Genomic DNA, 24,830 nt, shown 5'->3' on the forward strand with positions numbered 1-24,830 from the left:
GTCTATCCCTTCTCCGCTCCTGCGGTGAGGCCCTCCGTCAGCAGTCGCTCACTGGCGAAGAACACGATCACGATGGGCAGCGTGAGCACCACCGACCCTGCCATCAGGACCGTCGTGGGAATCTCGATGCTCCCCGCGAGCTGCGAGAGCCCCAAGGACACCGTCCAGCTCTCCCGCCGTTCCACGAGGAAGAGCAGGGCGAACAGGAACTCGTTCCACGCGATCATGAACGCGTAGAGGCCGGTGGCCATCAGGGCGGGTTTGGAGAGCGGCAGCACCACCCGCCAGATGGTCGACAACCTCGTGCACCCGTCGATCGCGGCCGCTTCCTCCACGCTTTGCGGCACGGTCTCGAAGTAGTTGCGGAGCATGTATACCGTGACCGGCACCGTCTGCGCGATATAGACGAGGATCAAGCCCACAAGAGATCCGCGCAGGCCGATCATGGTGAACAGCACGAACAGGGGGATGGCCAGCACGATCGCCGGGAACAGGTACACCGCGAGGAAGAGGAAGTGCACCTGGCGGCGGCCGAAGAAGCGCAGCCTGGCCACCGCGTACGCGCCCGGGATCGAGATCAGCAGCGTCACCGCCACCGACGCGACCGCGATGATCGCGCTGTTCCTGAGGAAGGTCAGGAAGCCCTGCCTGGTCAGCACGTTCACGTACGTGTCCAGGGTGAACGCCGACGGCCACAGCGAGCCCGGGTCGAGGATGAGCTCCTGGATGTCGCGTACGGACAGCATCACCATGTAGAGGAACGGGAACGCGGTGATCAGGAAGAGGAACGCGATCACCAGCGGCCTGAGCACCTTGAACAGGCCCCGCTCGAACCTATCCCTGCTCACGCTCGCCTCCCGCGAAGAACCTGAGGTAGACCGCCAGGAAGACGACCAGGAAGACGGCCAGCACGATCGCCTGGGCGGCGGCCGCGCCGATGTCGTCGCGCGAGGTCAGGAAGTTGTAGACGCGCACGCTGACCACCTCCGTGCCGGCGCCGCCGCCGGTCAGCAGGTAGACGTCGTCGAACTTGGTGAAGGTGAAGACGAACCGCAGCACCGACAGCAGCGCGATGATGCGCCACAGCTGCGGCATGATCACGTAGCGGAAGCGCTGGGTGGGCGTGGCGCCGTCCACCACGGCGGCCTCGTCCAGCTCCTTCGGCAGCGCCTGCAGCCGGGCCAGGATGAACAGGAACGCGAATGGGAAGTACCGCCACGCCTCGAACGCGATCACGGTGAGCAGCGCGACCGGCACCTGCACGCCGAGGATCTCGCCCTTGGCCTGGGTGAGGAACGCGATGGGCTCGTCCAGCCAGGTGTTGACGATGCCGTACTGCGGGTTGAGCATCGTCTCCCACAGGAACGCCACCGCCACCACCGGGGCCACGTACGGGATCAGGATCGAGGCCCTGACCAGCGTGCGGCCCTTGAACCTGTCGCGCAGCGCGAGCGCCGTCACCAGCCCGATCGCGATCGACAGCGCCGTCCCCGCGACGGTGTAGACGAGCGTGTTGACCAGCGACGACCAGAAGCCGGGCTCGGAGATCACGTACGTGAAGTTCTCCAGCGTGTAGTGCCCGAAGACGCCCACCCGCCTGATGTTGATCAGCCGCGCGTCCTGGAACGCCAGCATGATCGCCCACAGCAGCGGCAGCACCACCACGACCAGCGTGATGATCAGCGTCGGCGAGATGAGCACGAGCCCGGCTCGGCCCTCCTGCTGCCGCAGTGTGCCCCCGCGGCGCCGGCGGGGCGGGGAGCCGGCCGGTGTGCGCGGCTCCCCTGTGCGGGTGGCGGTCACTGCCTGATCCCGCGCTTGATGCTCTCGACGTCGGCCTTGGCCTGCGCGGCGGCGGCCTGCGGGGTCAGCGACCCGTCCACGACCATGCTGAGCGCCTTGGGCACGGGCAGCTCGCCCATCGTGGCGCCGACCAGCTTGCCCTGGCCCTGCGGGATGCCCCAGCGGGCGAAGGTGTCGGGGCTCTTGCGCAGCGCGTCGAGCACGTCGGCCGGGTAGACGTCGGCGAGCGGCTTCTTGGTGTCGACGCCGGCGGGCAGCGCGTCCCACTTCGCCTCGAAGCCCTTGCGGGTCGGGAACTTGCCCTCGGGGGCCATCCCGATCCAGCGTTCGTAGCCTTCGTTCATCATGTACGACACGAACTTGCTCGCCGGGTCCTTGGCGGCGTCGCGGGTGATCGCCCAGGAGACGATCTCGCCGTACTGGGCGGGCGCGGCGCCGTCAGGGCCCTTGAGCGCGGTGACCACGCCGGTGTTCTCGGCCAGCCACTCGGGGTTCTCGCGGCACTGCGCGCAGCTCGGCAGCGCGTCCTTGCGCAGCCCGGCCAGCTCGTCGAGGATGAACGACGACCAGATCGTCATGGCCGCCTTGCCGGAGAAGTAGGTGGCCCTGGTCGAGTCCACGTCCTGCTTGCCCTTGACGGACAGGTTCTTGGCCAGGTTCGCGTAGAACTCGAACGCCTTGACGCACTGCGGCGAGTCCAGCGTGACGTTGCCCGAGCCGTCCACGAGCTGGCAGCCGTTGGCCTGGGCGATGTGCTCGAAGCTCTGCGCGGTGAAGGAGTCCTTCGGGGCGATGGCGAGCGTGATGCCGGCGACGCCGCCGGTGTTGAGCTTGGTGGCGGCCTGCTGCAGCGCCTCGTACGTGTCAGGCGGCCGCAGCCCGGCCTTGTCGAACAGGTCCTTACGGTAGAGGATCAGCTGCGCCCACCCGTCGCTGGGCACCGCGAGCAGCGTCCCGCCCGAGCTGTCGAGCTCCAGCGCCCGCGGCGAGAACGTGTCGCGCCCGAGCCCGTCCACGATCTTCCCCGGCGTCTCGGTGTCGAGCAGGTCGTTGGCCTCCAGTTCGCGGATGGACGACAGCGGCAGCGCCCCGATCACGTCGGGCAGGTCGTCGGCCGCCGCCGCGGCCGTGATGGTCTGGCTGAACTGGTCCTCGGCCACGCCGACCAGCTTCACCTTGATCCCGGTCTTCTGGGTGAACTCGGTGACGATCGCGTTCTGCACGGCCATCCGGTCCTCGAGGTTCTCCTCGGTCCAGACCGTGATCTCGTTACTCGCTGACTGCTCGCCACCGTCGTCGCCGCAGGCCGCCAGCGAGACGGCGGCCAGCAGGGCGACGGAGAGGACGGCGGTTACCTTCGTCGGCATGGCACGCTCCTCTGATTGGGGATAAGCCGCACTTACCCCTGCACGAGATGGCGCAACGTGCGGTAGGCGATACCGAGACCGGTCTGTACCCTCTCCGTGCTTCCGCTCCACACCGGGTCCTCGTGCTCGACGGAGACCACCCCGTCGTAGCCGCCCTCGTACAGCGCGTCGATCACCCGCGTCCAGTCCACCTGGCCGAGCCCCGGCACGCGGAAGCGGTACCAGCCCTTCTCGCCGCTGATCGGCCCGTAGAAGCCGTAGCGGTCGATCGCGCCGGGCAGGAGCTGGGTGTCCTTGGCCTGCACGTGCGCGACGTTCGAGATGTACGGCCGAAGCGCGGCCACCGGGTCGATGCCGAGCGCCACCAGGTGGGACGGGTCGTAGTTGAGCTTGAGCCCGAGCGTGAACATCCACTCCCACAGCTCGGGGGAGTAGGCGAGGTTGCCGGGATAGCCGTCGGGGTGCCAGCTCTTCATCACGCAGTTCTCGATGACCAGCTCGACCCCGCGGGCGGTGGCGTACTCGACGAGCGGGCCGAAGACGTCCTCGGCGCGCTTGAGGTTGTCGCGGACCGGCAGCCCGGGGTCGCGGCCGACGAACGTGCCGACCGTGGGGCAGCCGAGCGCGGCGGCGGCGTCCACGCAGCGCATCACGTGCGCGTTCACCTGCGGCCCTTGCTCAGGGTGAAGATTGTTCTCGTAATAGGCGATCGAGGAAAGCGTCAGTCCGGTCTCCGTGAAGATTCGCCGGACTCGGGCGTTTTCTGCCTCGTCGAAACAATCTACCTTGATGTGATTTCGGTCATCCGGAGCCGGCCAACCCGCGACTTCGAGAGCCTCGTAGCCCTGGTTCGCGGCCCACCGGGCAATGTCGGTAAGGTCGCTTTCCGGAAGACACGCTGTCAGAAACCCCAATTTCATCAGTCACCTCCGACAGAAGTCGTAGACTTAAGCGTGTTACGAACGCCACTACTGCGTACCAAGAATCACTAAATCTTTGACTTTTGTTTGATCATTAAACGTAAGTGTGGAGAATGCGCGTCATCACCTTCGAAGAGCCAGGCCATGTCCGCGTCGGCCTGGAGTCGCCCGCCGATCTCGTCCCGGGCACAGTGCGCGTACGCACTCTCTATTCAGGAGTCTCAGCGGGCACCGAACTCACCGCCTACCGTGGCACCAATCCCTACCTCAATCGCAAATGGGACACCGAGCGCCGGCTCTTCGTCGAGGGCCAGACGCATGCCTACCCGCTGGCCGGGTGGGGCTACCAGGAGGTCGGCGAAGTCGTCGAGGCCGCGCCCGACGTGGCAGACCCGCCGCTCGGCAGCCTGGTCTGGGGCATCTGGGGCCACCGCGCCGAGGCGGTCGTCCCGGCCGCCAAGCTCGAAGGCCACGTGCTGCCGCCCGGCGCCGACCCGCTGACCGGCGTCTTCGCCCGCGTGGGCGCCATCGCGCTCAACGCCGTGCACGCCGCCGACGTGCACCTCGGTGACCAGATCGCCGTCTTCGGCCAGGGCGTCATCGGGCTGCTCGCCACCCGCATGGCCGTGCTCAGCGGAGCCCGCGTGGTCGCCGCCGACGCCATCGCCGACCGGCTGGAGCTGGCCAGGCGCTTCGGCGCCGCCGAGACCTTCGACATCGCCTCGGGCTCGGTGGCCGAGTTCATGCGCAAGCGCGTCGAGGGCGCCGACGGTGTCATCGAGCTGAGCGGCAGCAACGCCGGCCTGCACGAGGCGATCAGGACCGTGCGCAGGGGCGGCCGGGTGGTCGCCGCCGGGTTCTACCAGGGCGACGGCGTCGGCCTGCGGCTCGGCGAGGAGTTCCACCACAACCAGGTCCAGCTCGTCTCCTCGCAGATCGGCGGCGTCGCCTCGTGGCTGGCGCACCGCTGGGACGTCGAACGGCTGCAGCGCACGTTCATGGAGCTCGTGCACCGCGGCGAGGTCGACGCGCGCGCTCTCATCAGCCACGTCGTGCCCGTAGACCGGGCCCCTGAAGCCTTCGACCTGCTCGACAAGCACCAGTCCGAGGTGCTTCAGCTCGTCTTCGAATTCAAGGAGTGACAGTGAAGCTCGCCGTACAGGAGCAGCTGCTGCCTGGCCGCAGCCTGCAGGAGAAGTTCGCCTTCGCGCTCGACGCCGGCTTCGACGCCATCGAGCTTCGCGGCAAGGGCGATTTCCACTTCGCGGGCCGGCTCACGGAGCTCAAGCGCGCGCGGGCCGACGGCGTCGTCATGCCGACGGTCTGCGTGGACATGCCCCACTTCATCGGCGACTTCGACCCGGCCAAACGCAAGGACGCGATCCAGCAGCTCCGATCGCAGCTCACCGTGATCGGCGAGCTCGGCGGCATCGGCGTCATGACCCCCGCCTCCTGGGGCCAGTTCTCCCGCCGGCTGCCCCCGTTCGAGCCGCCGCGCAGCCCGGAGGAGGACCGCGAGGTGCTGGCCGAGGCGCTCGGCATCCTCGGCGAGCACGCCCACCGCAACGGCGTGCTGATCATGCTGGAGCCCCTCAACCGGTACGAGAACCACATGGTCAACACGCTGGCCGAGGCCGTCTCGTACTGCTCGATGGACTCCATCAGGATCGTCGGCGACACCTACCACATGAACATCGAGGAGGACGACCCCTGCCGCGCCCTCATGACGGCGGCCCCCTACCTCGCGCACATGCAGATCAGCGAGTCCAACAGACACCAGCCCGGCACCGGCCACCTCGACTGGGGCGCCCAGCTCGCCACCCTCGACGCCGTGGGCTACGACGGCTATCTCGCCCTCGAATGCCGCCTGCGCGGCGAGCCCGAGATCGTCCTCCCCCAGACCGCCGCCTTCGTCAGGAAATATCTATGATCCTTCGCGACGCCGTGCGCGTCCTAGTGAGCAACTGGGACGGCAGCTACACGGTCCCCTCCCGTCGCCTCTATCCCCACCAGTGGAGCTGGGACTCCGCCTTCGTGGCGATCGGCAACGCCCGCCTGTCGCCGCGAAGGGCCAGATCGGAGTTGCTGACCCTGTTCGGTGCGCAGTGGAGTGACGGCCGGGTGCCGCACATCGTGTTCAATCCCGAGGTGGCCGAGGGCGCCTACTTCCCCGGGCCGGCCTTCTGGGCCGCGCGGGCGCCGTCGGGCGTGCGCACCTCCGGCATCGTCCAGCCGCCCGTGCACGCGCTGGCCGCGTGGAAGACGTACCTCGCCGAGCCCGATCTCGGATTCCTCGACCGCATCTACCCCCGGCTGGTGGCCCAGCAGGAGTTCCTGCGCGCCCAGCGGCGCTCGCCCGAAGGGCTGATCGCGATCGTGCACCCCTGGGAGTCGGGCATGGACAACAGCCCCGCCTGGGACGTGCCGCTGGCCGCGGTCGAGGCGGCGCCCGGTGGGTTCGTCCGCAGGGACCTGCAGAGCGTCAGCGCCGACGAGCGGCCCACCGACCGCGACTACCAGCTCTACATCGCGCTGGCCGAGGCCTACCGCGAGTCCGGCTACACCGCGCCGGGCGCGTTCCAGGTCGAGGATCCGCTGTTCAACGCCGCGTACGGGCTGGCAGAGTCGACGCTGGCGGACATCGCGCGGGCGCTCGGGCTCGACCCCGAGCCGCACGAGCGCGAGGCGGCGGCCGTCACCCGCGCCATGGTCGAGCACCTGTGGGACGGCGCGCTCTTCCAGGCCCGCGACGTGCGCACCGGCAAGCCGACCGAATCCGCGAGCGCGGCCGGGCTGACCCCGCTCGTGCTGCCCGACCTGCCGGACAAGGTGGCCGACACGCTGGTCAGGACCGCGCTCGACCGGTTCGGGCTCAAGGAGCTGCCGCTGCCCAGCTACGCCACGGACGCCGCGGAGTTCGACCCCGCCCGCTACTGGCGCGGCCCGAGCTGGATCAACGTCGGCTGGCTGGTCTGGCACGGGCTCAAGGACCGCCGCCCCGACCTCGCCGCCGACCTCGCCGACTCCATGCGCCGCGCGGTGTGCAGGTCGGGCTTTCGTGAGTACTTCGACCCGGTCACCCTGCGCGGCCACGGCTCGCGCGACTTCAGCTGGTCAGCCGCCCTCATCCTCGACCTCGTCGCAGAGCACGGCCTGAACGCACTGCAGCCGTCCGGCCGCGAGCTCTGTCATGAGACGTGGCGCTTCGCCGAACCCGACCAGATCGGTGACCACGTGCCGGCGTAGTGCCGGGCCGTGCCGCCGCAGCAGCGCGATGGTCTCGTGCGACAGGCGTTCCCTGTCCCAGGCATGCGCGAGACCGCGCGGCACCCGGCCGATCTGGGCGCAGCGCACGGTGAGTCCGTTGTGGTGGAACTCCTCCCCGAGCCGCACCTCGGGGGCGCCGCCGGTGTAGAAGGCCAGGTCGACCAGCGTGCCCTGGGGACGCAGCAGGCGCAGGCCGAGCGCCAGCGCCCTGGCCTGGCCGCGGCACTGGAAGACGACGTCGGCGCCGCGGTCGTTGGGCCCGTGCCGCCAGCGCCGCTTGAGCTCCACCGCCGGGTCCTGCGCGGCGTCCATGGTGCCGGCGCCCAGCGCGGCGGCGATCTCCAGCCGGGACGGCGTCTCGTCCACCACCACGACCTCGGCCGCGCCCGCGTACATCGCGAAGCAGGCCGTCAGCAGCCCCACCACGCCGGCGCCGACCACCGCGACCCGCCGGCCGCGCACGCCGTCGCCCAGGTCGCGCACCGCCGGGCCGTGCAGGTCGTGGGCGGCGTGCAGCAGGCCGTTGGCGCAGATCGGGCCCATGTGGGCGACGTAGATGCCGAGCAGCGGGTCGAGGTCGTCGGGCAGCTCCACGAAGCGGTCGGTCATCGGGTCGGCCACGTACGCCGTGCGGTGCCCGTACGCCATCGCCACCAGCGCGCCCTCGCGCACGGCCCGCGTCCGCGTCTCGACCACCAGCCCCACCTGCATGTAGCCGATGCCGCGCACCGGGTACGCCACCGACGGCGCGCCGTCGAGGAACAGCCCGAGCGCCGGGTCCCAGCTCGCGCCGAGGTAGGGGTTGGTGCCCTTGACGTAGGTCAGCTCGGTGCCGGCCGAGACGCCGCTGTGGGTGGTGGCGACCATGAACCCGCCGTCGGGCAGGTCGGGCAGCTTCTCCTCGACCAGGCACACCTCCCCAGGCGCCTCGATGCTGAGGGTCTCACTGGTCATCGAGCATCACCGGCCTCTGCTCGGCTGCGGATCGGGCGAGTGCCAGCGCCAGGCGGTGGGTCCGCAGCGCCTCCCCGTACGGTACGCGCACGTCGGCCGCCTTGCCCTGCACCGCGTTGATGAACTCGCGATCCACCCGCGTCTTGGCCCGGCCGTCGTCCTCGATCGCGCGGTGCCCGTCCACGAGCAGCCGGGTCTCGCTCAGCTCCAGCGCGATCCCGTCGGCGCACACCTCCAGCCCCACCCGGTGCTTGCGGGTGAGCAGGCAGGAGGTGGCGAGCAGCCCGGCCGCGCCGCCGGAGAAGCGCAGCACGGCGGAGGTGGCCCGGTCGATCTCGCCGTCCACGGGGGTTCCGCCCGGCACCGCGTGCACCATCGACACCTCGCCCACCAGCACCCGCGCCAGGTCCAGCACGTGCACGGCCTGCTCGACGATCTGGCCGCCCGACCTGCCGGGGTCGAGCCACCAGGCGACCGGCGGCACCTTGTCCAACCAGTGGCCGAGCGCGAGGTGGACGGGCCGGCCGGCGAGCAGGTCATGCGCCTGTCGGACAATGTCTAGATATCGCCAGTGATGTCCGACTGCTGAGGGCAGAGATCTCCGTTCGATTTCGGACGCGATGTTTTCTGCGGTCTGGAGGTCAAGAGACAGTGGCTTTTCCACGAAAATCGGGAGATTGCACGACAGAACGTCATGTTCTGGGTTACCGTGCGCGAAAGGAGGCACACAGACGTAGACAGCGTCCAGACCGCCGGCACTGAGCAGGTCAGCGTGGCCGCCATAGGCGGGGGAGCCGTGCTTCGAGGCCAGAGCCTCGGCCCTGTGGGGATCGGTGTCGGCGATCCCGGCGATGGTGACATCGGGGAAGCCGGACAGGACGTCTGCATGGCGAGCGGCAACATTTCCGGCACCTATGATGCCGACACGGGTCATCGGGGACACAACCCGGCATATGCCACTTGTGGGCTAAATCAAACAAACATGTTCAAGCACCTATAGATCGGGCAGAGGTCGGGACCTCTATAGATCGGGGCTGATGCATGGAAAAAGATCTGCGAGCCTTGGCCAGAGTCCGTGAATGGTACGGACCGCATTCGAGTACGGCGGCGGAATGGCCGGTCGACGCTCTGCTGATGGCCAAGGGGAACACCACGGTGAGCGTGGTGCTGCCCGCCCGCGACGAGGAGAGCACGGTGGGCGGCATCGTCGCCGCCATTCGCCGCGACCTCGTCGAGCGCATGCCGCTCGTCGACGAGATCCTCGTCGTCGACTCCAACTCCACCGACGCGACCGCCCAGCGCGCACGCGAGGCGGGCGCCCGCGTCGTCGCACAGAACGAGGTGCTGCCCCACCTCGAACCGCTCACCGGCAAGGGCGAGGCCCTGTGGAAAGGGCTTGCGGCCTCGAAGGGCGACATCGTCGTCTACATCGACGCGGACCTGCGCAGCTTCGGCCCCCACTACGTGTCGGGCTTAGTCGGCCCGCTGCTGGTGGACGCCCACACGCACTTCGTCAAGGCGACGTACGAGCGGCCGTACACCGGGGCCGACGGGGTCGTCCAGCGCGGCGGCGGCGGGCGGGTCACCGAGCTGGTCGCGCGGCCGCTGCTCAACATGTTCTGGCCCGAGCTGGCCGGCTTCTCCCAGCCGCTCGGCGGCGAGTACGCCGCCCGGCGCGAGGTGCTGGAGCAGGTCCCCTACGTCACCGAGTACGGCGTCGAGTTCGGCCTGCTCGTCGACCTGCTGCACCTCGTCGGGCTGGACGCGATGGCCCAGGTGGACCTGGGACACCGCACCCACACCCATCAGTCGATGGCCGCGCTCGGCAGGATGGCCGGGCAGATCATGCACACCGCCTGGTCGCGGCTGGAGCGCCAGGGCCGCGTGCTCGCCTCGGAGTCCCCGGGGCACACGCTGCTGCAGTTCGGGCTCGAAGGACAGGCGGGCCTGGTGGACGTGGCCGTGGCGGAGCGTCCCCCACTGGCCTCCCTCGTCCTGGAGGAGGATCTGGCATGAGAGTCCTGGTGAACGCGGGCCCGTGGCTGGAGGTGCCGCCGGCGGGCTACGGCGGGATCGAGAACGTGGTGGCCACGCTGGTGCCCGCGCTGCGCGAGCGCGGGGTGAGCGTGGTGCTGGCCTCCGTCGGCTCCAGCACGCTGGAGGTGGACGAGCTGGTCTCCGCGTACGACGAGGGCTGCTTCAGCGAGCTGCAGAAGCCGTACAACCAGGTCATGGGCATCACCCACGCCCATCTCGCCCGGGTCGTGGCCGAGCTGCGCCGGCGCGACGACATCGACCTCGTGCACGACCACGTGGAGGTGGTCGGGCCCGCGGTGCTCTCGGCGTACGGCGGCCCGCCCGTCCTGCACACCCTGCACTGGGACCTGCGCAAGCATCCCGCCTTCTACGGCGCCTTTCCCGGCGAGATCGCGGTCAACGGCGTGTCGGAGTCGCAGCTCGCCCGCGCCCCCGAGGCGCTGCGCGCCGCCTCCCTGGGCGCGATCCACCTGGCGACCCCGCTGGCCGAGCGGGACGTCCGGGTGCCGCGCGGCGAGCACTTGGTGGTGATGGGGCGCATCTGCGGGCTCAAGGGCCAGCACGTGGCCGCCAGGATCTGCCAGAAGCTGGGCCTGCCGCTGGTGCTGGCCGGTCCGGTGAGCGCCCGCGACTCGCAGGCCGAGCTGGACATCGTCGCCCAGAACCCCTACCACCCGCTGCACAGCCACCCCGACGTCCGCTACCACCTCGACCACGTGGCCCCCTACCTCGACGGCGAGGTCGTGAAGTGGGTCGGGGCGTTGGGCGGCCAGGAGCGCGACGACCTGTACGGCTCCGCCCGCGCCGCCCTGTTCCCCATCCAGTGGGACGAGCCGGGCGGCACCGCCGTCGTCGAGGCCCTGGCGCTCGGGGTGCCCCCGATCGGGCTGCGCAGGGGCTGCCTGCCGGAGATCATCGACCACGGACGTACCGGCTTCCTCGCCGACACCGAGGAGGAGCTGGCCGAGTGGGTGCTGCGGGCCGACGAGATCGACCCCGAGGAGTGCCGCCGCGAGGCCCGCCGCCGCTTCTCGCCGTCGGTGATGGCCGATCGCTACCTGGAGCTGTACGACCAGGTGATCAAGCGGCGTTAGCCGAAGCCGCGCGGCAGCACGGTGACAGGACGCGGGGACGCGCGCAGCACCTTCATGGCCAGCTCGCCGAGGAACACCCGGTGCGGCTGCGCGTCCTCGCTGGCCGCGCAGACCAGCAGCTCGCCGTCCAGCCATTCGACGTCGCCGAGCGCGGCGGCGACGTCGTGGCCCTCGGCGACCTCGGCCTCCGCCTCGATGCCGGTGCTCTCCCAGGCCAGGCGCACGGCGAGCGCGAGGTCGTCGCGGAGCCTGCCCTGGTCCTCGGTGCGCAGGTCGAACGTGAGCAGCCGCAGCGGCACGCCGAGCCGCAGCGCGGCCTGCGCCACCCGCTCGACCGCGGCGTCGCACTGGGGCCGGTGCACGTAGGCCAGCGTGAGCCTGGTCAGCTCGTCGGGCGGGACGTAGTCGGCGGGCGCCAGCATGACCGCCTCGGGTGACATGTGCAGCAGGTGGTCGGCGGTGGCGCCGATGGAGATGCGGCCGTGCTGCCCGCCGCCCCCGGAGCCGACCACGATCAGGTCGGCCTTGATCCGGCTGGCCAGCACCGACAGGCCGCGTCCCGTTCCCCTGCTCTCGAACGTGAGGTACTCGGCCGGCACCGGGCCCAGCTCCTCGGCCGCGTGCGCGAGGTTGGCCTGCGCCTCGACCGCCAGCCCTGGGCTGCCCGGAGGGTAGATCGTGGCGACCGTCAGCTCGCCCCCGGTGACACGGGTGATCACGCCGGCGAGGGCGAGCGCGTCCCGCCCGCCTGGGTCGTTCGCATATCCGACGATCACGTGCGCTCCGATCACGACGGCCGTCTTACCCACTCTCACCTGGGAATACGCCGCTTTGATCCGAACGTTGTCAACGTGCGGAGGCGTAAAGAACGTGAAGATCACTCTTGATACCCGTTTCAACGGGTCTCTCGGCCCCGTGACCCTTCGTGAAGCGGTTCAGCAGCTCAGGGCACGGGATCTCGCCTGTACGGTCGCCGCCGACGCGCTGGAGCAGAAGGTGACCGTCTTCGGCGACTGCGTCGAGCGCGGTTTCACCCCGCTGCGCAGCGAGATCATGGCCGCCTACTACGTCGCCGAGCGCGACGCCACCACCGAGGCGTTCGACCGCGGGCTGATCACCCGCGCCGAGCTGGAGTCGAAACAGGCCGCATTGGCGCGTCAGCTCCTGACCTGACGACTTTCCACCTTATGGTGGAGGCGCCGGAGCCTTCCTGTTCGTAAGGTTCTGTCCATCGGACTTTCATCGATTGGACAGGCGTGTACCACGACATCGTCGACTTCGCTCTCAGCACACCCGCATGGCTGCACACCGTCGCCGAGATCGGCACGGACGCGGGGCTCTTCGTGTTCGCGCTGCTCTTCGTGGTGGCGGCGGTGCGGGCCTGGCGCGGTCCCGCGCGCGACCTGGCGCTCGTCGTCGCCGGGCCGGCCGGGATCGTGCTCGCGTACGTGCTGAGCGAGGTCGTCAAGGTGCTCGTGAAGGAGGACCGGCCGTGCCGGGGCGGGATCGCGACGATCGCCGCGTGCCCGCCCCTCGACGACTGGTCCTTCCCCAGCAACCACTCCGTGATCGCGGCCGGCGCGGCGGCCACCCTCGTGCTGTGCCGGCGCGCCCTGGCCTGGGCGGTGTTCCCGCTGGCCGTGCTGATGGCGTTCTCACGAGTGTTCGTGGGCGTGCACTACCCGCACGACGTGGCGGCCGGCTTCCTGTTCGGCCTCGCCTTGGCGCCGCTGTTCGCGCTGCTCCTGGTGGGGGCGATCACCCCCGCCGTACGGCTGCTGCGCGCCCGCCTGCCGCGCTACTTCCCCGAGTCCGCGAACCCGTCCGTGGCGGCGATCAACCGGTCGAGGATGCCCGGCTCCGAGTAGGCGTGCCCGGCCCCGGGAATGACGTAAAACTCCGCCTCGGGCCACGCCTTGTGCAGGTCCCAGGCCGTGGCCATGGGCGTGCAGAGGTCGTGGCGGCCCTGGACGATCACGCCCGGGATGTGCCGGATCCTGTCCGCGTTCCTGATGAGCTGGTCGGGCTCGAACCAGCCGCCGTGGGTGAAGTAGTGGTTCTCGATCCTGGCGAACGCGACCGCCGTCTCCGCCTCGCCGAAGTGCTCGACCAGCTCGGGATCCGGCATCAGCGTGACCGTGCCGCCCTCCCACTGCGCCCACGCGCGCGCCGCCGCCAGCCGGGCCGCGTCGTCGTCGCCCTCAAGCCGCTTCCTGAAGGCGCCGATGAGGTCGTCCCGCTCGTTCTCGGGGATCGGCGCCACGAACGTCTCCCACAGGTCGGGGAAGAGGTACGAGGTGCCCTCCTGGTAGAACCAGCGCAGCTCCTGCGGGCGCAGCGTGAAGATGCCGCGCAGGATCAGCTCGGACGTCCTGTCCGGGTGCGTCTGGGCGTACGCGAGGGCCAGCGAGCTGCCCCACGACCCGCCGAACACCTGCCACCGCTCGATGTCCAGGTGCTCGCGCAGCCGCTCCATGTCGGCGACCAGGTGCCAGGTCGTGTTCGTGCTCAGGTCGGTCGCCGGATCCGAGGCGTGCGGGCGGCTGCGGCCGCAGTTGCGCTGGTCGAACAGCACGATCCGGTACCGCTCCGGGTCCCACTGGCGGCGGTGCCCGGCGTTGCACCCGCCGCCGGGCCCGCCGTGCAGCATGACCGCGGGCTTGCCCTCGGGGTTGCCGCAGACCTCGTAGTAGATCTGGTTGCCGTCGCCCACCTCGAGCAGGCCGGAGTCGTACGGGTCGATGGGCGGGTACAGAGTTCTCATACGTCCTGATCCTGCCGCATCCTGCCCGATGAATGGCCATACTGGCGCTGTGGCACTCGATGCGGCGGCGCTGGCCGTGGGCAGGGCAGTGGGGGAGCGGGCCGCGCGCGTCTGGCTCGGCGCGCGCTCGGGCAAGGAAAGCCGCTCCAAGGACCTCGTCGAGCTGATGCGCGCCCATTTCGCCGACCAGCTCGTCCGGCGCAAGGCCGAGCGGCAGATCGAGGACATCGCCGACTCCGTCACCGCCCGGGTGCTCAAGGTGTGCGCGCACGAGTATCCGGGGCTGACCGACGACGACCGGGGCGTGGTCCTGGCCGAGGTGGCCGGCACACTGAGCCGCGCCGACCTGTCCGACCGGGCGCTGTTCGCGGCCGCCGCCGACCCCGTACGCCTCGCCCGTGACGTACGCGCCGCGCTGCCCGCCTCCCAGGACCTGCCCGAGGCGGCCGCCCGCCTGTACGAGGTCGTGCTCGACGAGTGCTGCGACTGCCTCGTCCGCATCGTCTTACATCTGCCCGAGTTCCAGCCCCGCGCCGCCGCCGACACGCTGGCCCGGCTGGCGAAGGTGGGCAACGACATCGCCGTCATGCTCGAACGGCTTCCCGCCAGGACCCTGGAGGCGCCCGACGGCACCGACCGGGACACCGCGTTCACCCGCCGCTACCTCGAACACGTCAGCAGGACGCTCGACACCCTCGACCTCATCGGGGTGCGGGTCGAGCGGTTCACCACGCGTACGTCGCTGAGCGTGGCCTACATCAGCCTGTCCGTCTCCGCCACCAGGACCCGCCCGCGCGAGCCCGCCGCCGAGCCGTGGCACGAGCCCGCCGGCGCGCCGTCCGCCATGCGCGTGGAGAGCGCGCTCGCCCAAGGGCGGCGCATGCTGCTCAGAGGCGAGGCCGGCGGCGGCAAGAGCACGCTGCTGCGCTGGCTCGCGATCACCGCCGCGCGCGGCGGCTTCACCGGCCCGCTGACCGGGTGGAACGGCTGCGTGCCTTTCCTGATCAAGCTGCGCGGCTACGCCGACCGCGCGCTGCCCAGGCCGGAGCAGTTCCTGGACGGCGTCGCCGATCCGCTCGCCGGGCTCATGCCGGCCGGCTGGGTACACCGGCGGCTCTCGTCCGGGCAGGCGTTGTTGCTGGTGGACGGCGTGGACGAGCTGACCGGCACGCAGCGCCAGGCCATCAAGCCGTGGCTGCGCGGGCTGCTCGCGGAGTTCGGCGCGACGAAGGTGGTCGTCACCTCCCGCCCGTCCGCGGCCCGCTCGACCTGGCTCGACGGTGAGGGCTTCGCACCCGCCTTCCTCGAACGCATGACACCCTCCGACACCCGGGCCCTGGTCGAGCACTGGCACGCCGCCGTCAAAAGCGGCGACGACCTGCCCTGCCCGCCCGAGCTGCTGCCCGTCATCGAGTCCCGGCTGCTGCGCCACCTGGAGAACACCCCCAGCCTGCGCTCCCTCGCCGCAACCCCGCTGCTGGCGTCCATGCTGTGCGCGCTCAACCTCGACCGGGCCGCGCAGCTCCCGCCCAGCCGCATGGGCCTGTACGCGGCGGCCCTGGACATGCTGCTCGAACGCCGCGACCGCGAGCGGGCGATCCCCAGCTACGGCGAGTTCCGGCTGGACCGGGCCCAGAAGCTGCAGATCCTGCAGCTGCTGGCCTGGGAGCTGTCCATGGGCAACCGGGTGGAGCTGCCCTTCCGCGCGGCCGCGGCCAAGGTCGCCCGGCTCGTCGCCGGGATGCCCCTGGTGTCGGCCTCGGGGGAGGAGGTCCTGCGGTACCTGCTCGACCGCAGCGGCGTCATCAGGGAGCCCGCGGACGGCCGCATCGATTTCGTGCACAGGACCGTCCAGGAGTACCTCACCGCGCGGGCCGCCGCCGAAGACGGCGACCTGGAGCCGCTGATCGCCGCCGCGCACCGCGACACCTGGCGGGAGAGTGTCATCATGGCCGCCGGCCACGCCAACGCCCCGCTGCGCCGGGAACTCCTTGAGGGCCTGCTCCGCAGAATCCACCAGGAACCCAGGCACCGCCGCCGCCTCAAACTCCTGGTGGCCGCCTGCTTCGAAACCCTGCCCCACGTACCGGATGATCTGCGACCGGCCGTGCACGCCTGCCTCGACGACCTCATCCCACCCCGCGACTTCGCCGCCGCCCGGTCGCTCGCGACCGGCGGTGAAGCGGTACTCGACCGCCTGCCCGTCACCCTCACCAGCCTCTCGGACGACGTCGCCAAGGCCACAGTACGGACGGCCTGGTTGATCAACGGCCCCAAGGCCCTGGAGGTCCTGACCCGCTACGCGCGCGATGAGGGCGCGGACATCCAGGACGAACTCAATGAGGCTTGGCGCTACTTCGACCCCGATGACTATGCCAAGAGGGTGCTCTCCCAGACCACTCGCATGGGGCCGCTCTTCGTGGAGACCCCTGGTCAGTTCCGGGCGCTGCGCCATATACCACCTGCGGTGACGCTGCGTGTCAGGAACTTCGAGCTGGACGACTTGAGCCCTCTCCTGCACTGGCGAGATACCTTGGACCAGCTCAGGCTGTCATCCCTCACCCTGCCGACCAATCTGACTCCGTTAAGTCTCCTCACCTCGCTCACGGACGTGTTGATCAGCGCGGTGGACGTCCCCAGCCTCGGTTTCCTCACGGGGCTACCACAGCTTGTGCACCTCCACCTCGACGACCTGAGCAGCGTCGGGGACTACCGGCCACTGCGTCGCCTCACGCACCTGCGCTCGCTGGCACTCGTCGGCGCGTCGCAGCTCGACAGCTGGGACGACCTGCCGCCGCTTGATCGCGTGGAGTGGCTCACTCTCGACGGCGCATCGATGGCCACTCGGATAGGCGACGTGGTGGAGAGGGCTCCGTCGGTGCGCGAGCTGGGCCTGTCCCATCTGTCGTTGCCGCCGGACCTGAACCGGCTGCCGGAACTGTCTCTGCGGTATCTCGACCTGTGGGGCATGGCGGACCTGACCGACCTCGGCCCGGTGGCGGAGTGCACCGGGCTTGAAGGGCTCGACCTCGGAGGGACGTCCGTCAGCGATCTGCGCCCGCTGGCTTCGTTGTCCCGTCTGACGACGCTGGATCTCGCCTTCTGCGATGGGATCAACGACCTGTCACCGTTGGCCGCACTGTCCGGGTTGCGCAAATTGTGGCTGACTGGCATCGCAGTCGGCACGGATCTCGCGCCGCTCGCCGAGCTCCCATCGCTTGAGATCGTCTCCATCTCCTCTGACGCGGACCACCTGAACGCCGAACTGATCTGCGACCGCATCACGGTCGTCGATCACTGAGACCAGGTGTGCCGGTTGAGGAAGGCGCGGTCGCCGGTCGCGTAGTCGTGGAAGGACTGCTGGACCTCTGGCAGGTCCTCGACCATCGTGCGGATCAGCGTGCCCTCCTTGTACTCCAGCTCGTACCCGGGCGACACCTGCAGGAAGTGCCGGCCGAAGTTGACCAGCGCGACGAACGGGTTCTGGGGGGACATCGTGGCCAGGACGTCGTGGACGAGGCCCAGGTCGGGGTCGTTGACGATCATGCCGTCCCCGGTGTGGAGCTGCATGCCCTCGTAGACCCCGAGCGGCGCCACGTTGTGCACCAGGTCGCGCTGCGGGTCGTAGCAGACCATGCCGTGCGCGCGGGCCACGGTGAACACCTGGGCGGCGACCTCGTCCATGGTGTCGAGGTCCATCGTCACCAGCACGTGGCCGGGGTAGAGCGTGACCTCTCCCGGCAGCTCCTTGGCGACGTCGGGTGCGGGGCCGTCGCCGGGCTCGGTCCGCTTGACCGCCAGGTACGTCGCGCGCGCCTGGTCCCTGCTGATCGGCACCGGTTCGTCCCAGACCATCAACTCAACGCTCATCGGTCCATCTTGACGGACCCGCACCCGTGCCGTGCGTCACTACCTGGGTTTTTCCGAATCCGGCACCAGGTGGGCGGTGCAGTGGGCGCACCGGCGCGCCTCGGCGGGGATTTCCGACAGGCACTCGGGGCACTGCTTGGTGGTGGCCGCCTTGTCCCGCTCGAACAGCTTCACGAGCCGGGTCATCGGAGCCACGATGAGCCAGTAGACGACGGCCGCGATGATCAGGAAGGTGACCAGGTGGTTGAGGAAGTCGCCGTACAGGAAACGACTGCCGTTGATCGTGAAGGAGTAGTCGGCGAAGTCGGGTTGCCGGCCGCCGGTCACGGCGCCGATCAGCGGCGTGACGAGGTCGGTGACGAGGGCCTCGACAAGGCCGCTGAACGTGGCGCCGATGATGACCGCGACCGCCAGTTCGACGATGTTGCCGCGCAGTAAGAACTGTTTGAAACCGCCCATGACATCAGCATGTAGCCCGAACGGGCGGTGGCAAACGATGCTGGAGACGTGGGCCGTCTCCGATACCGCGCCGTCGGGGACGGCCCACCCCTTTGACCTCGGCCGGAGTAACCACGGGCGTGGCGTGGGAAGGAACAGGGTGGTCAGGGGGCGGGGTTGTCGCGTGGAGCGGGGGAACGGAACATGGGGAAAGACCGCAAGGGAGCCTCGATGATCGAGATCTGGCCGGGAGACCCCTACCCGCTCGGGGCGACGTACGACGGGGCCGGCACGAACTTCTCGCTCTACACCGAGGTCGCGGACAAGGTCGAACTGTGCCTGTTCGACGACGACAACGTCGAGTCCCGGGTGCCGCTGACGGAGGTCGACGGGTTCATCTGGCACGGCTACCTGCCGGGCATCGGGCCCGGCCAGCGCTACGGCTACCGGGTGCACGGGCCTTACGACCCGGCGAGCGGGCTGCGCTGCAACCCGGCCAAGCTGCTGCTCGACCCGTACGCGATGGCCATCGAGGGCGGGGTCGACTGGAACGAGGCGGCCTACGGCTACCGCTTCGGCCAGCCCGACTCCAGGAACGACGTCGACTCGGCCCCTTACGTGCCGCGCTCGATCGTCATCAACCCGTTCTTCGGGTGGGGCCACGACCGGCCGCCGGCGACGCCGTACCACGACACGGTGATCTACGAGGCTCACGTGCGGGGCCTGACGATCGGCCACCCCAAGATCCCGAAGCACCTGCGCGGCACATACGCGGCGCTCGGCCATCCGGAGATCCTCGACCACCTCACCAAGCTGGGCGTGACGGCGCTCGAGCTGATGCCGGTGCACCAGTTCGTCACCGACCACATCCTTGAGCAGCGCGGCCTGGCCAACTACTGGGGCTACAACTCCATCGGGTTCTTCGCCCCGCACAACCGCTACTCCAGCCAGGGGCAGCGCGGCGGGCAGGTGCTGGAGTTCAAGGCGATGGTGCGCTCGCTGCACGAGGCGGGCATCGAGGTGATCCTCGACGTCGTCTACAACCACACGGCCGAGGGCAACCACCTGGGGCCCACGCTGGGCTTCAGGGGCATCGACAACGTCAACTACTACCGGCTGGTCGAGAACGACAAGCGCTACTACGTCGACACCACGGGCACCGGCAACAGCCTGCTCATGCGCTCGCCGCACGTCCTGCAGATGATCATGGACTCGCTTCGCTACTGGGTCATCGAGATGCACGTGGACGGGTTCAGGTTCGACCTGGCCTCGACGCTGGCCAGGGAGCTGCACGAGGTCGACCGGCTGAGCGCGTTCTTCGACCTGGTGCAGCAGGACCCGGTGCTGTCGCAGGTCAAGCTCATCGCCGAGCCGTGGGACGTCGGCCCTGGCGGCTACCAGGTCGGCAACTTCCCCTCGCGCTGGACGGAGTGGAACGGCCGCTACCGCGACACCATCCGCGACCTGTGGCGGGGGCAGGCGGCCACGCTGCCGGAGTTCGGCTCCCGGTTCACCGGGTCGAGCGACCTCTACAAGGACGACAGCCGCCGCCCCGCCGCCTCGATCAACTTCGTGACCTGCCACGACGGGTTCACGCTGCAGGACCTGGTGTCGTACAACAACAAGCACAACGAGGCGAACAAAGAGGGCAACCGCGACGGCACCGACGACAACCGGTCCTGGAACTGCGGCGAGGAGGGCCCCGCGGGCATCGCCGTCGAGTCGCTGCGCGAGCAGCAGAAGCGCAACTTCCTCACCACGCTGTTCCTGTCGCAGGGCGTGCCGATGCTCTCCCACGGCGACGAGCTGGGCCGCACGCAGCGCGGCAACAACAACGGCTACTGCCAGGACAACGAGCTGACCTGGGTGGACTGGTCGGACGTCAGGGAGAACTGGCTGCTGCTGGAGTTCACCCAGACGCTGGCGGAGCTGCGCAAGAAACATCCGGTCTTCCGGCGGCGCCGCTTCTTCTACGGCAAGCCGGTACGCGGCCTCAACGACATCGCCTGGCTCACCCCGTCAGGGGAGGAGATGACCGACGGCGACTGGAACGTCGGCTACGCCAAGTCGCTGGCCGTCTTCCTCAACGGCGACGCCATCACCGAGCCCGACCGGCGGGGCCGGCCGATCAGGGACGACTCGTTCCTGCTGCTGTTCAACGCCCACCACGACACGATCACCTTCACGATCCCCAAGGACTACGGCGAGATGTGGCACACCGAGATCGACACGGCCATGCCGATCAGGCTCGACGCGCGCGTGGTGAAGGCGGGGGACGCCATCGAGGTGCCGGGCCGCAGCGTACGGGTGCTGCGCCGTGTCTAGGCCCACCTCGACCTACCGGGTGCAGCTCACCCCCGACTTCGGTTTCGCGGAGGTGGCCGAGATCGCCGGCCAGCTCCGCGACCTCGGCGTCAGCCACGTCTACCTGTCGCCGATCCTGCAGGCCACGCCCGAGTCGCGGCACGGCTACGACGTCACCGACCACTCCAGGATCAGGGAGGAGTTCGGCGGCGCGACCGGGTTCAGGGAGATGGCGCAGCAGCTCGCGGCGCACGACCTCGGCATCGTGCTCGACATCGTGCCCAACCACATGAACACCGTGAACGCCGCGTTCTGGTCGGTGCTGAAGGACGGCCCGGAGTCGCGGTACGCGAGCTGGTTCGACATCGACTGGACCGACGGCACGGTCGCGCTGCCCGTGATCGGCGACGACGTGCGGCCCGTCGTGGACGGCGACGTGCTGCGCTACCACGAGCACGCCTACCCCCACCCCGGCCACTACCGCTTGGTCGACTGGCGCGAGGGCCCCGGCTACCGGCGCTTCTTCGATGTGTCGTCGCTGATCGGGCTGCGCGTCGAGGACCAGGCGGTGATGTTCGCGACGCACGAGGTGATCTTCTGGCTGCTGGACGAAGGGCTGGTCGACGGGCTGCGCGTCGATCACCCCGACGGCCTGGCCGACCCGCGTGGCTACCTCGAACGGCTGCGCGAGCGCACGGGCGGCGCCTGGACGGTGGTCGAGAAGATCCTCATCGGGCCCGAGCGGCTGCCCGCCGACTGGGCCTGCGACGGCACGACCGGCTACGACGTGCTCAACCGGGTCAACGGCCTGTTCGTCGATCCTGACGGCAAGGAGCCGCTGGTCGAGTTGTTCACCCGGCTGACCGGGCAGCCCGCCGACTACCGGCCGGTGATGGCGCGGGCCAAGCGGGAGGTGCTCGACCTGTTCTTCGGCGCCGAGGTGGACCGGCTGGCCACGATCACCTCGTGCGCGCCTGACGCCGTGCGCGAGCTGCTCGCCGCGATGCCGGTCTATCGCGCGTACGTGGTGCCCGGCGAGCCGCCGCCGCCCGAGTCGGTCGAGATCGTCGAGCGGGCCGCCGCGACCTGCTCTCCCGCCGTCCGGCCGCTCGTGCAGGAGGTCCTGTACGGCTCCGCCGAGTCGATCGTGCGCTTCCAGCAGGCGTGCGGTCCCGTCATGGCCAAGGGCGTCGAGGACACGGCGCTCTACCGGTGGTTCCCGCTGGCCTGCCTCAACGAGGTGGGCGGCGAGCCGGACGTGTTCGGGATCCCGGTGGAGGAGTTCCACGACTTCTGCGGGCGGATGTCGCCGTACACGATGACCACGCTGTCCACCCACGACACCAAACGCTCCGAGGACGTGCGGGCGCGGCTGTCGGTGCTGTCGGAGATGCCGGGGGAGTGGGCGGCGGCCGTGGCCGAGTGGTCGGCGCAGGTCAGCTTCGACCCGCACCTCGACTACCTGGCCTGGCAGAACCTCATGGCGGCCTGGCCCATCTCCGCCGAGCGGTTCACCGACTACCTGCTGAAGGCGGCGCGCGAGGCCAAGACCGCGATCTCCTGGGTCAACCCCGACCCCGCCTACGAGCGGCGCCTGCGAGCCTTCGCCGAGGCCGCCGTGCGGCTGCCGGTGGGCGGGTTCACCGAGCGCATCGACCCGTACGCGATGGCGAATTCGCTCGGCGCCAAGCTGGTGCAGCTCATGATGCCCGGGGTGCCCGACGTCTACCAGGGCAACGAGACCACCGACTTCTCGCTGGTCGATCCTGACAACCGGCGGCCGGTGACGTACCCGCGCAAACCGGAGACCGCTTGGGACTCCGCCAAGCTGCTCGTCACCACCCAGGCGCTGCGGCTGCGGCGGCGGCTCGACGGCGACGCGGCGTACCTGCCGCTGCGGGCCGAGGGCGAGCGCGCCGGGCACGTGATCGCCTTCGCCCGCGGCGACCGTCCGCAGGCCGTGGCCGTCGCGACCCGGCTGCCCGTACGCCTGGCCGCCACCGGCTGGGGCGCCACCACGCTCACGCTGCCCCCCGGCAACTGGCGTGACCTGCTCACCGGCGGCCGCCACACCGGCCGCATCCCCCTCGCACACCTGCTCGGTCAGTACCCGGTCGCACTCCTGGAGAGACATGATCTTTGAGGTCTGGGCACCGAAGGCGACGGCGGTCGAGGTCGACACCATGGGCTCCCGCCGGGCGATGACACGCGGCGACGGAGGGTGGTGGTCGCAGGAGGTCGCGGAGGCCGGCCACGGCACGCGGTACGCCTTCACGGTGGACGGCGAGGGCCCCTACCCCGACCCGCGCTCCCGGCGGCAGCCCGAGGGCATCTTCGGACCCAGCGCCGTCTACGAGCACGACCGCTTCACCTGGGCCGACCACGACTGGAAGGGCCGCGACCTGCGCGGCGGCGTCGTCTACGAGCTGCACATCGGCACCTTCACCCAGGAGGGGACGTTCGCCGCCGCCATCGAGAAGCTGCCGCACCTCATCGAGCTGTGCGTGGACTTCGTCGAGATCATGCCGGTCGCGCCCGTGCCCGGCACCCGCAACTGGGGGTACGACGGCGTCGATCTGTACGCGGTGAACGAGACGTACGGGGGGCCCGACGGGCTCAAGTCGTTCGTGGACGCCTGCCACCGGGCCGGGCTCGGCGTCATCCTCGACGTCGTCTACAACCACCTCGGGCCGTCGGGGAACTTCCTGCGGCCCTTCGGCCCGTACTTCGCCGGCTTCGAGGGCAGCTACTGGGGCGAGGCGGTCAACCTCGACGGGCCCGACTCCGACGAGGTACGCCGCTACTTCATCGGCAACGCCCTGCAGTGGCTGCGCGACTACCACATCGACGGCCTGCGCCTCGACGCCGTCCACGCGCTGCACGACCGGCGCGCCACCCACCTGCTGGCCGAGCTCGCCGCCGAGGTGGACGCGCTCGCCTGCGCCGTCGGGCGTCCCCTGTCGCTGATCGCCGAGTCCGACCTGAACGACCCGCGCATGGTCCGCTCGCTCGACGCGGGCGGCCTCGGCATGACCGCGCAGTGGAACGACGACGTCCACCACGCCCTGCACTGCGCGGTCAGCGGCGAGAGCCACGGCTACTACCAGGACTTCGCCGACCTCTCCGCGCTGGCCAAGGTGCTCACGCACGGCGTCGTGCACGACGGGACGTACTCCAGCTTCCGCGCCCGCTCCCACGGCCACTCCTTCGCCGGCGTGCCGGGACACCGGCTCGTCGCCTGCCTGCAGAACCACGACCAGATCGGCAACCGCCCGCTCGGCGACCGCCTCCCGCTGCCCGCACTCAAGCTCGGCGCCGGGCTGCTGCTCACCTCGCCGTTCACGCCGATGCTGTTCATGGGGGAGGAGTGGGGGGCGCGCTCGCCGTTCCTGTTCTTCTCCGACCACGTCGACCAGGAGCTGCGGGGGAGTGAGGGGACGCGGCGCGCCCGCGAGTTCGTCGGGTACGGCTACCGCTGGGACGCGCCCGACCCGTCCGACGAGGAGACGTTCCTGCGGTCGAAGCTGGACTGGAGCGAGGCCAAGGAGGAGGCGCACTGGTCGCTGCTGTGCTGGTACCGCGACCTGATCGCCCTCCGCAAAGCCCTGCCCGAACTGTCCGACCCGCGGCTCGACCGGGTGCGGGTGGAGGTCGATCCGCTGGCGCGGTGGCTGGTCATGTGGAGGGGGGAGCTGGCGGTGGCGGTGAACGTCGCGCAGGAGACGGTGACGGTGCCGGTGGGCAAGGGAACGGTGCTGCTGGCGTCCGACGAGCCCATATCTACCGACACGGACGGCCTACGCCTGCCGGCCCAATCCATGGCCATCACCCGCCCCGCCTGACCTCTCATGGGGGCGCTGAACTTCCGGCGCCCCCAGCCCTCAGCCTCCGGTTCCTCGGCCCAGGGGCTTCGGTCGCCCGAGGTTATCCACAGACCGGCCCGCCGTAGCTCCCCCCATCCACAGAACCGCATTCCCATCCCCGAACCCCACCCGCCTTCGCTCATCCTGGT

20 protein-coding genes and 1 pseudogene are annotated in these 24,830 nt (G+C 70.0%); 10 read left to right on the forward strand and 11 right to left on the reverse strand.

All coding sequences use genetic code 11. The features are described 5' to 3' along the window. Positions 1-2: 2 nt before the first annotated feature. From AB0K12_RS04285 to AB0K12_RS04300, 4 genes are read right to left on the reverse strand one after another with little or no spacing between them, the layout of a single operon-like run. Entirely contained in the window at positions 3-848 is an 846-nt protein-coding gene (locus AB0K12_RS04285; RefSeq protein ID WP_364555438.1) for a carbohydrate ABC transporter permease, read from the reverse strand. After that, entirely contained in the window at positions 835-1,803 is a 969-nt protein-coding gene (locus AB0K12_RS04290; RefSeq protein ID WP_364555440.1) for a sugar ABC transporter permease, read from the reverse strand. Before AB0K12_RS04290 ends, AB0K12_RS04285 begins: the two co-directional genes overlap by 14 nt. Continuing rightward, the gene (locus AB0K12_RS04295) at positions 1,800-3,170 is read right to left on the reverse strand and encodes an extracellular solute-binding protein (protein WP_364555442.1); all 1,371 of its coding nucleotides are present in this window, start codon (positions 3,168-3,170) and stop codon (positions 1,800-1,802) included. The genes AB0K12_RS04290 and AB0K12_RS04295 overlap by 4 nt, the downstream gene beginning before the upstream one ends. A gap of 32 nt (positions 3,171-3,202) precedes the next feature. After that, positions 3,203-4,090: a sugar phosphate isomerase/epimerase family protein gene (locus AB0K12_RS04300; RefSeq protein ID WP_364555443.1), complete on the reverse strand. Its 888-nt coding sequence runs from the start codon at positions 4,088-4,090 to the stop codon at positions 3,203-3,205. Between the two features lie 113 nt (positions 4,091-4,203). Here AB0K12_RS04300 and AB0K12_RS04305 point away from each other — a divergent pair, with 113 nt between their 5' ends. Both AB0K12_RS04305 and AB0K12_RS04310 read left to right on the forward strand, forming a co-directional pair. Continuing rightward, entirely contained in the window at positions 4,204-5,232 is a 1,029-nt protein-coding gene (locus tag AB0K12_RS04305; RefSeq protein WP_364555445.1) for a zinc-binding dehydrogenase, read from the forward strand. A 2-nt stretch (positions 5,233-5,234) separates the two neighbouring features. Further along, the gene (locus tag AB0K12_RS04310) at positions 5,235-6,020 is read left to right on the forward strand and encodes a sugar phosphate isomerase/epimerase family protein (protein WP_364555447.1); all 786 of its coding nucleotides are present in this window, start codon (positions 5,235-5,237) and stop codon (positions 6,018-6,020) included. A gap of 1,184 nt (positions 6,021-7,204) precedes the next feature. Here the strand turns inward: AB0K12_RS04310 and AB0K12_RS04315 are convergent. From AB0K12_RS04315 to AB0K12_RS04325, 3 genes and pseudogenes are all read right to left on the reverse strand, one after another. Next, positions 7,205-8,311, reverse strand: a complete 1,107-nt coding sequence (locus AB0K12_RS04315) for a zinc-binding dehydrogenase (protein WP_364555449.1) — start codon at positions 8,309-8,311, stop codon at positions 7,205-7,207. Further along, positions 8,301-8,804 (reverse strand): Gfo/Idh/MocA family oxidoreductase, encoded by a 504-nt coding sequence (locus AB0K12_RS04320; RefSeq protein ID WP_364555751.1) that lies wholly within the window; start codon positions 8,802-8,804, stop codon positions 8,301-8,303. Before AB0K12_RS04320 ends, AB0K12_RS04315 begins: the two co-directional genes overlap by 11 nt. A gap of 93 nt (positions 8,805-8,897) precedes the next feature. Further along, positions 8,898-9,245: pseudogene (locus AB0K12_RS04325) on the reverse strand (Gfo/Idh/MocA family oxidoreductase); the annotation flags it as partial. Positions 9,246-9,352: 107 nt separating this feature from the next. Between AB0K12_RS04325 and AB0K12_RS04330 the strand changes: the two are divergent. Together AB0K12_RS04330 and AB0K12_RS04335 are read left to right on the forward strand one after the other, a co-directional pair. After that, entirely contained in the window at positions 9,353-10,327 is a 975-nt protein-coding gene (locus AB0K12_RS04330) for a glucosyl-3-phosphoglycerate synthase (RefSeq protein WP_364555451.1), read from the forward strand. Then, on the forward strand, positions 10,324-11,442 hold the full coding sequence (locus tag AB0K12_RS04335) for a glycosyltransferase (protein WP_364555453.1): 1,119 nt from the start codon (positions 10,324-10,326) through the stop codon (positions 11,440-11,442). Before AB0K12_RS04330 ends, AB0K12_RS04335 begins: the two co-directional genes overlap by 4 nt. Here AB0K12_RS04335 and AB0K12_RS04340 read toward each other — a convergent pair. Continuing rightward, a complete protein-coding gene (locus tag AB0K12_RS04340) occupies positions 11,439-12,233 on the reverse strand; it encodes a universal stress protein (RefSeq protein ID WP_364555454.1) in 795 nt (264 codons plus the stop codon). The genes AB0K12_RS04335 and AB0K12_RS04340 overlap by 4 nt on opposite strands. Before the next feature lie 124 nt (positions 12,234-12,357). Between AB0K12_RS04340 and AB0K12_RS04345 the strand changes: the two genes are divergently transcribed. Beyond that, entirely contained in the window at positions 12,358-12,615 is a 258-nt protein-coding gene (locus AB0K12_RS04345; RefSeq protein ID WP_364555456.1) for a hypothetical protein, read from the forward strand. Between the two features lie 83 nt (positions 12,616-12,698). Further along, the gene (locus tag AB0K12_RS04350; protein ID WP_364555458.1) at positions 12,699-13,310 is read left to right on the forward strand and encodes a phosphatase PAP2 family protein; all 612 of its coding nucleotides are present in this window, start codon (positions 12,699-12,701) and stop codon (positions 13,308-13,310) included. Here AB0K12_RS04350 and pip read toward each other — a convergent pair. Beyond that, positions 13,241-14,206, reverse strand: coding sequence for a prolyl aminopeptidase (pip, locus tag AB0K12_RS04355; RefSeq protein ID WP_364555459.1), 966 nt, complete (start codon positions 14,204-14,206; stop codon positions 13,241-13,243). The genes AB0K12_RS04350 and pip overlap by 70 nt on opposite strands. A 49-nt stretch (positions 14,207-14,255) precedes the next feature. On the opposite strand from pip, the gene AB0K12_RS04360 reads away from it, so the two are divergent. Then, positions 14,256-17,507: an NACHT domain-containing protein gene (locus AB0K12_RS04360; protein WP_364555460.1), complete on the forward strand. Its 3,252-nt coding sequence runs from the start codon at positions 14,256-14,258 to the stop codon at positions 17,505-17,507. On the opposite strand, the gene AB0K12_RS04365 is transcribed toward AB0K12_RS04360, so the two are convergent. Together AB0K12_RS04365 and mscL are read right to left on the reverse strand one after the other, a co-directional pair. Next, positions 17,501-18,076, reverse strand: a complete 576-nt coding sequence (locus tag AB0K12_RS04365; protein WP_364555462.1) for a hypothetical protein — start codon at positions 18,074-18,076, stop codon at positions 17,501-17,503. The genes AB0K12_RS04360 and AB0K12_RS04365 overlap by 7 nt on opposite strands. Before the next feature lie 39 nt (positions 18,077-18,115). Then, positions 18,116-18,535 (reverse strand): large conductance mechanosensitive channel protein MscL, encoded by a 420-nt coding sequence (gene mscL / locus AB0K12_RS04370; protein ID WP_364555463.1) that lies wholly within the window; start codon positions 18,533-18,535, stop codon positions 18,116-18,118. Positions 18,536-18,745: 210 nt separating this feature from the next. On the opposite strand from mscL, the gene glgX reads away from it, so the two are divergent. The 3 genes from glgX to treZ are packed head-to-tail and all read left to right on the forward strand — an operon-like array spanning position 18,746 to position 24,660. Beyond that, positions 18,746-20,839 (forward strand): glycogen debranching protein GlgX, encoded by a 2,094-nt coding sequence (gene glgX, locus AB0K12_RS04375; protein WP_364555465.1) that lies wholly within the window; start codon positions 18,746-18,748, stop codon positions 20,837-20,839. Then, positions 20,832-22,961, forward strand: coding sequence for a malto-oligosyltrehalose synthase (gene treY / locus AB0K12_RS04380; RefSeq protein ID WP_364555467.1), 2,130 nt, complete (start codon positions 20,832-20,834; stop codon positions 22,959-22,961). The genes glgX and treY overlap by 8 nt, the downstream gene beginning before the upstream one ends. Beyond that, positions 22,951-24,660, forward strand: a complete 1,710-nt coding sequence (treZ, locus tag AB0K12_RS04385; RefSeq protein WP_364555469.1) for a malto-oligosyltrehalose trehalohydrolase — start codon at positions 22,951-22,953, stop codon at positions 24,658-24,660. Before treY ends, treZ begins: the two co-directional genes overlap by 11 nt. Positions 24,661-24,830: the final 170 nt, after the last annotated feature.

The sequence above is a fragment of the Nonomuraea sp. NPDC049419 genome, assembly GCF_040676995.1.
Lineage (GTDB): Bacteria > Actinomycetota > Actinomycetes > Streptosporangiales > Streptosporangiaceae > Nonomuraea > Nonomuraea salmonea.

Bases quoted from the DNA above. Each gene is read 5' to 3' on its own strand.
- AB0K12_RS04295 (WP_364555442.1), bottom strand. From the start codon at position 3,170: ATGCCGACGAAGGTAACCGCCGTCCTCTCCGTCGCCCTGCTGGCCGCC.
- AB0K12_RS04330 (WP_364555451.1), top strand. From the start codon at position 9,353: ATGGAAAAAGATCTGCGAGCCTTGGCCAGAGTCCGTGAATGGTACGGA.
- pip (WP_364555459.1), bottom strand. From the start codon at position 14,206: ATGAGAACTCTGTACCCGCCCATCGACCCGTACGACTCCGGCCTGCTC.
- AB0K12_RS04305 (WP_364555445.1), top strand. From the start codon at position 4,204: ATGCGCGTCATCACCTTCGAAGAGCCAGGCCATGTCCGCGTCGGCCTG.
- mscL (WP_364555463.1), bottom strand. From the start codon at position 18,535: ATGGGCGGTTTCAAACAGTTCTTACTGCGCGGCAACATCGTCGAACTG.
- AB0K12_RS04335 (WP_364555453.1), top strand. From the start codon at position 10,324: ATGAGAGTCCTGGTGAACGCGGGCCCGTGGCTGGAGGTGCCGCCGGCG.
- treZ (WP_364555469.1), top strand. From the start codon at position 22,951: ATGATCTTTGAGGTCTGGGCACCGAAGGCGACGGCGGTCGAGGTCGAC.
- glgX (WP_364555465.1), top strand. From the start codon at position 18,746: ATGATCGAGATCTGGCCGGGAGACCCCTACCCGCTCGGGGCGACGTAC.
- AB0K12_RS04365 (WP_364555462.1), bottom strand. From the start codon at position 18,076: ATGAGCGTTGAGTTGATGGTCTGGGACGAACCGGTGCCGATCAGCAGG.
- AB0K12_RS04315 (WP_364555449.1), bottom strand. From the start codon at position 8,311: ATGACCAGTGAGACCCTCAGCATCGAGGCGCCTGGGGAGGTGTGCCTG.
- AB0K12_RS04300 (WP_364555443.1), bottom strand. From the start codon at position 4,090: ATGAAATTGGGGTTTCTGACAGCGTGTCTTCCGGAAAGCGACCTTACC.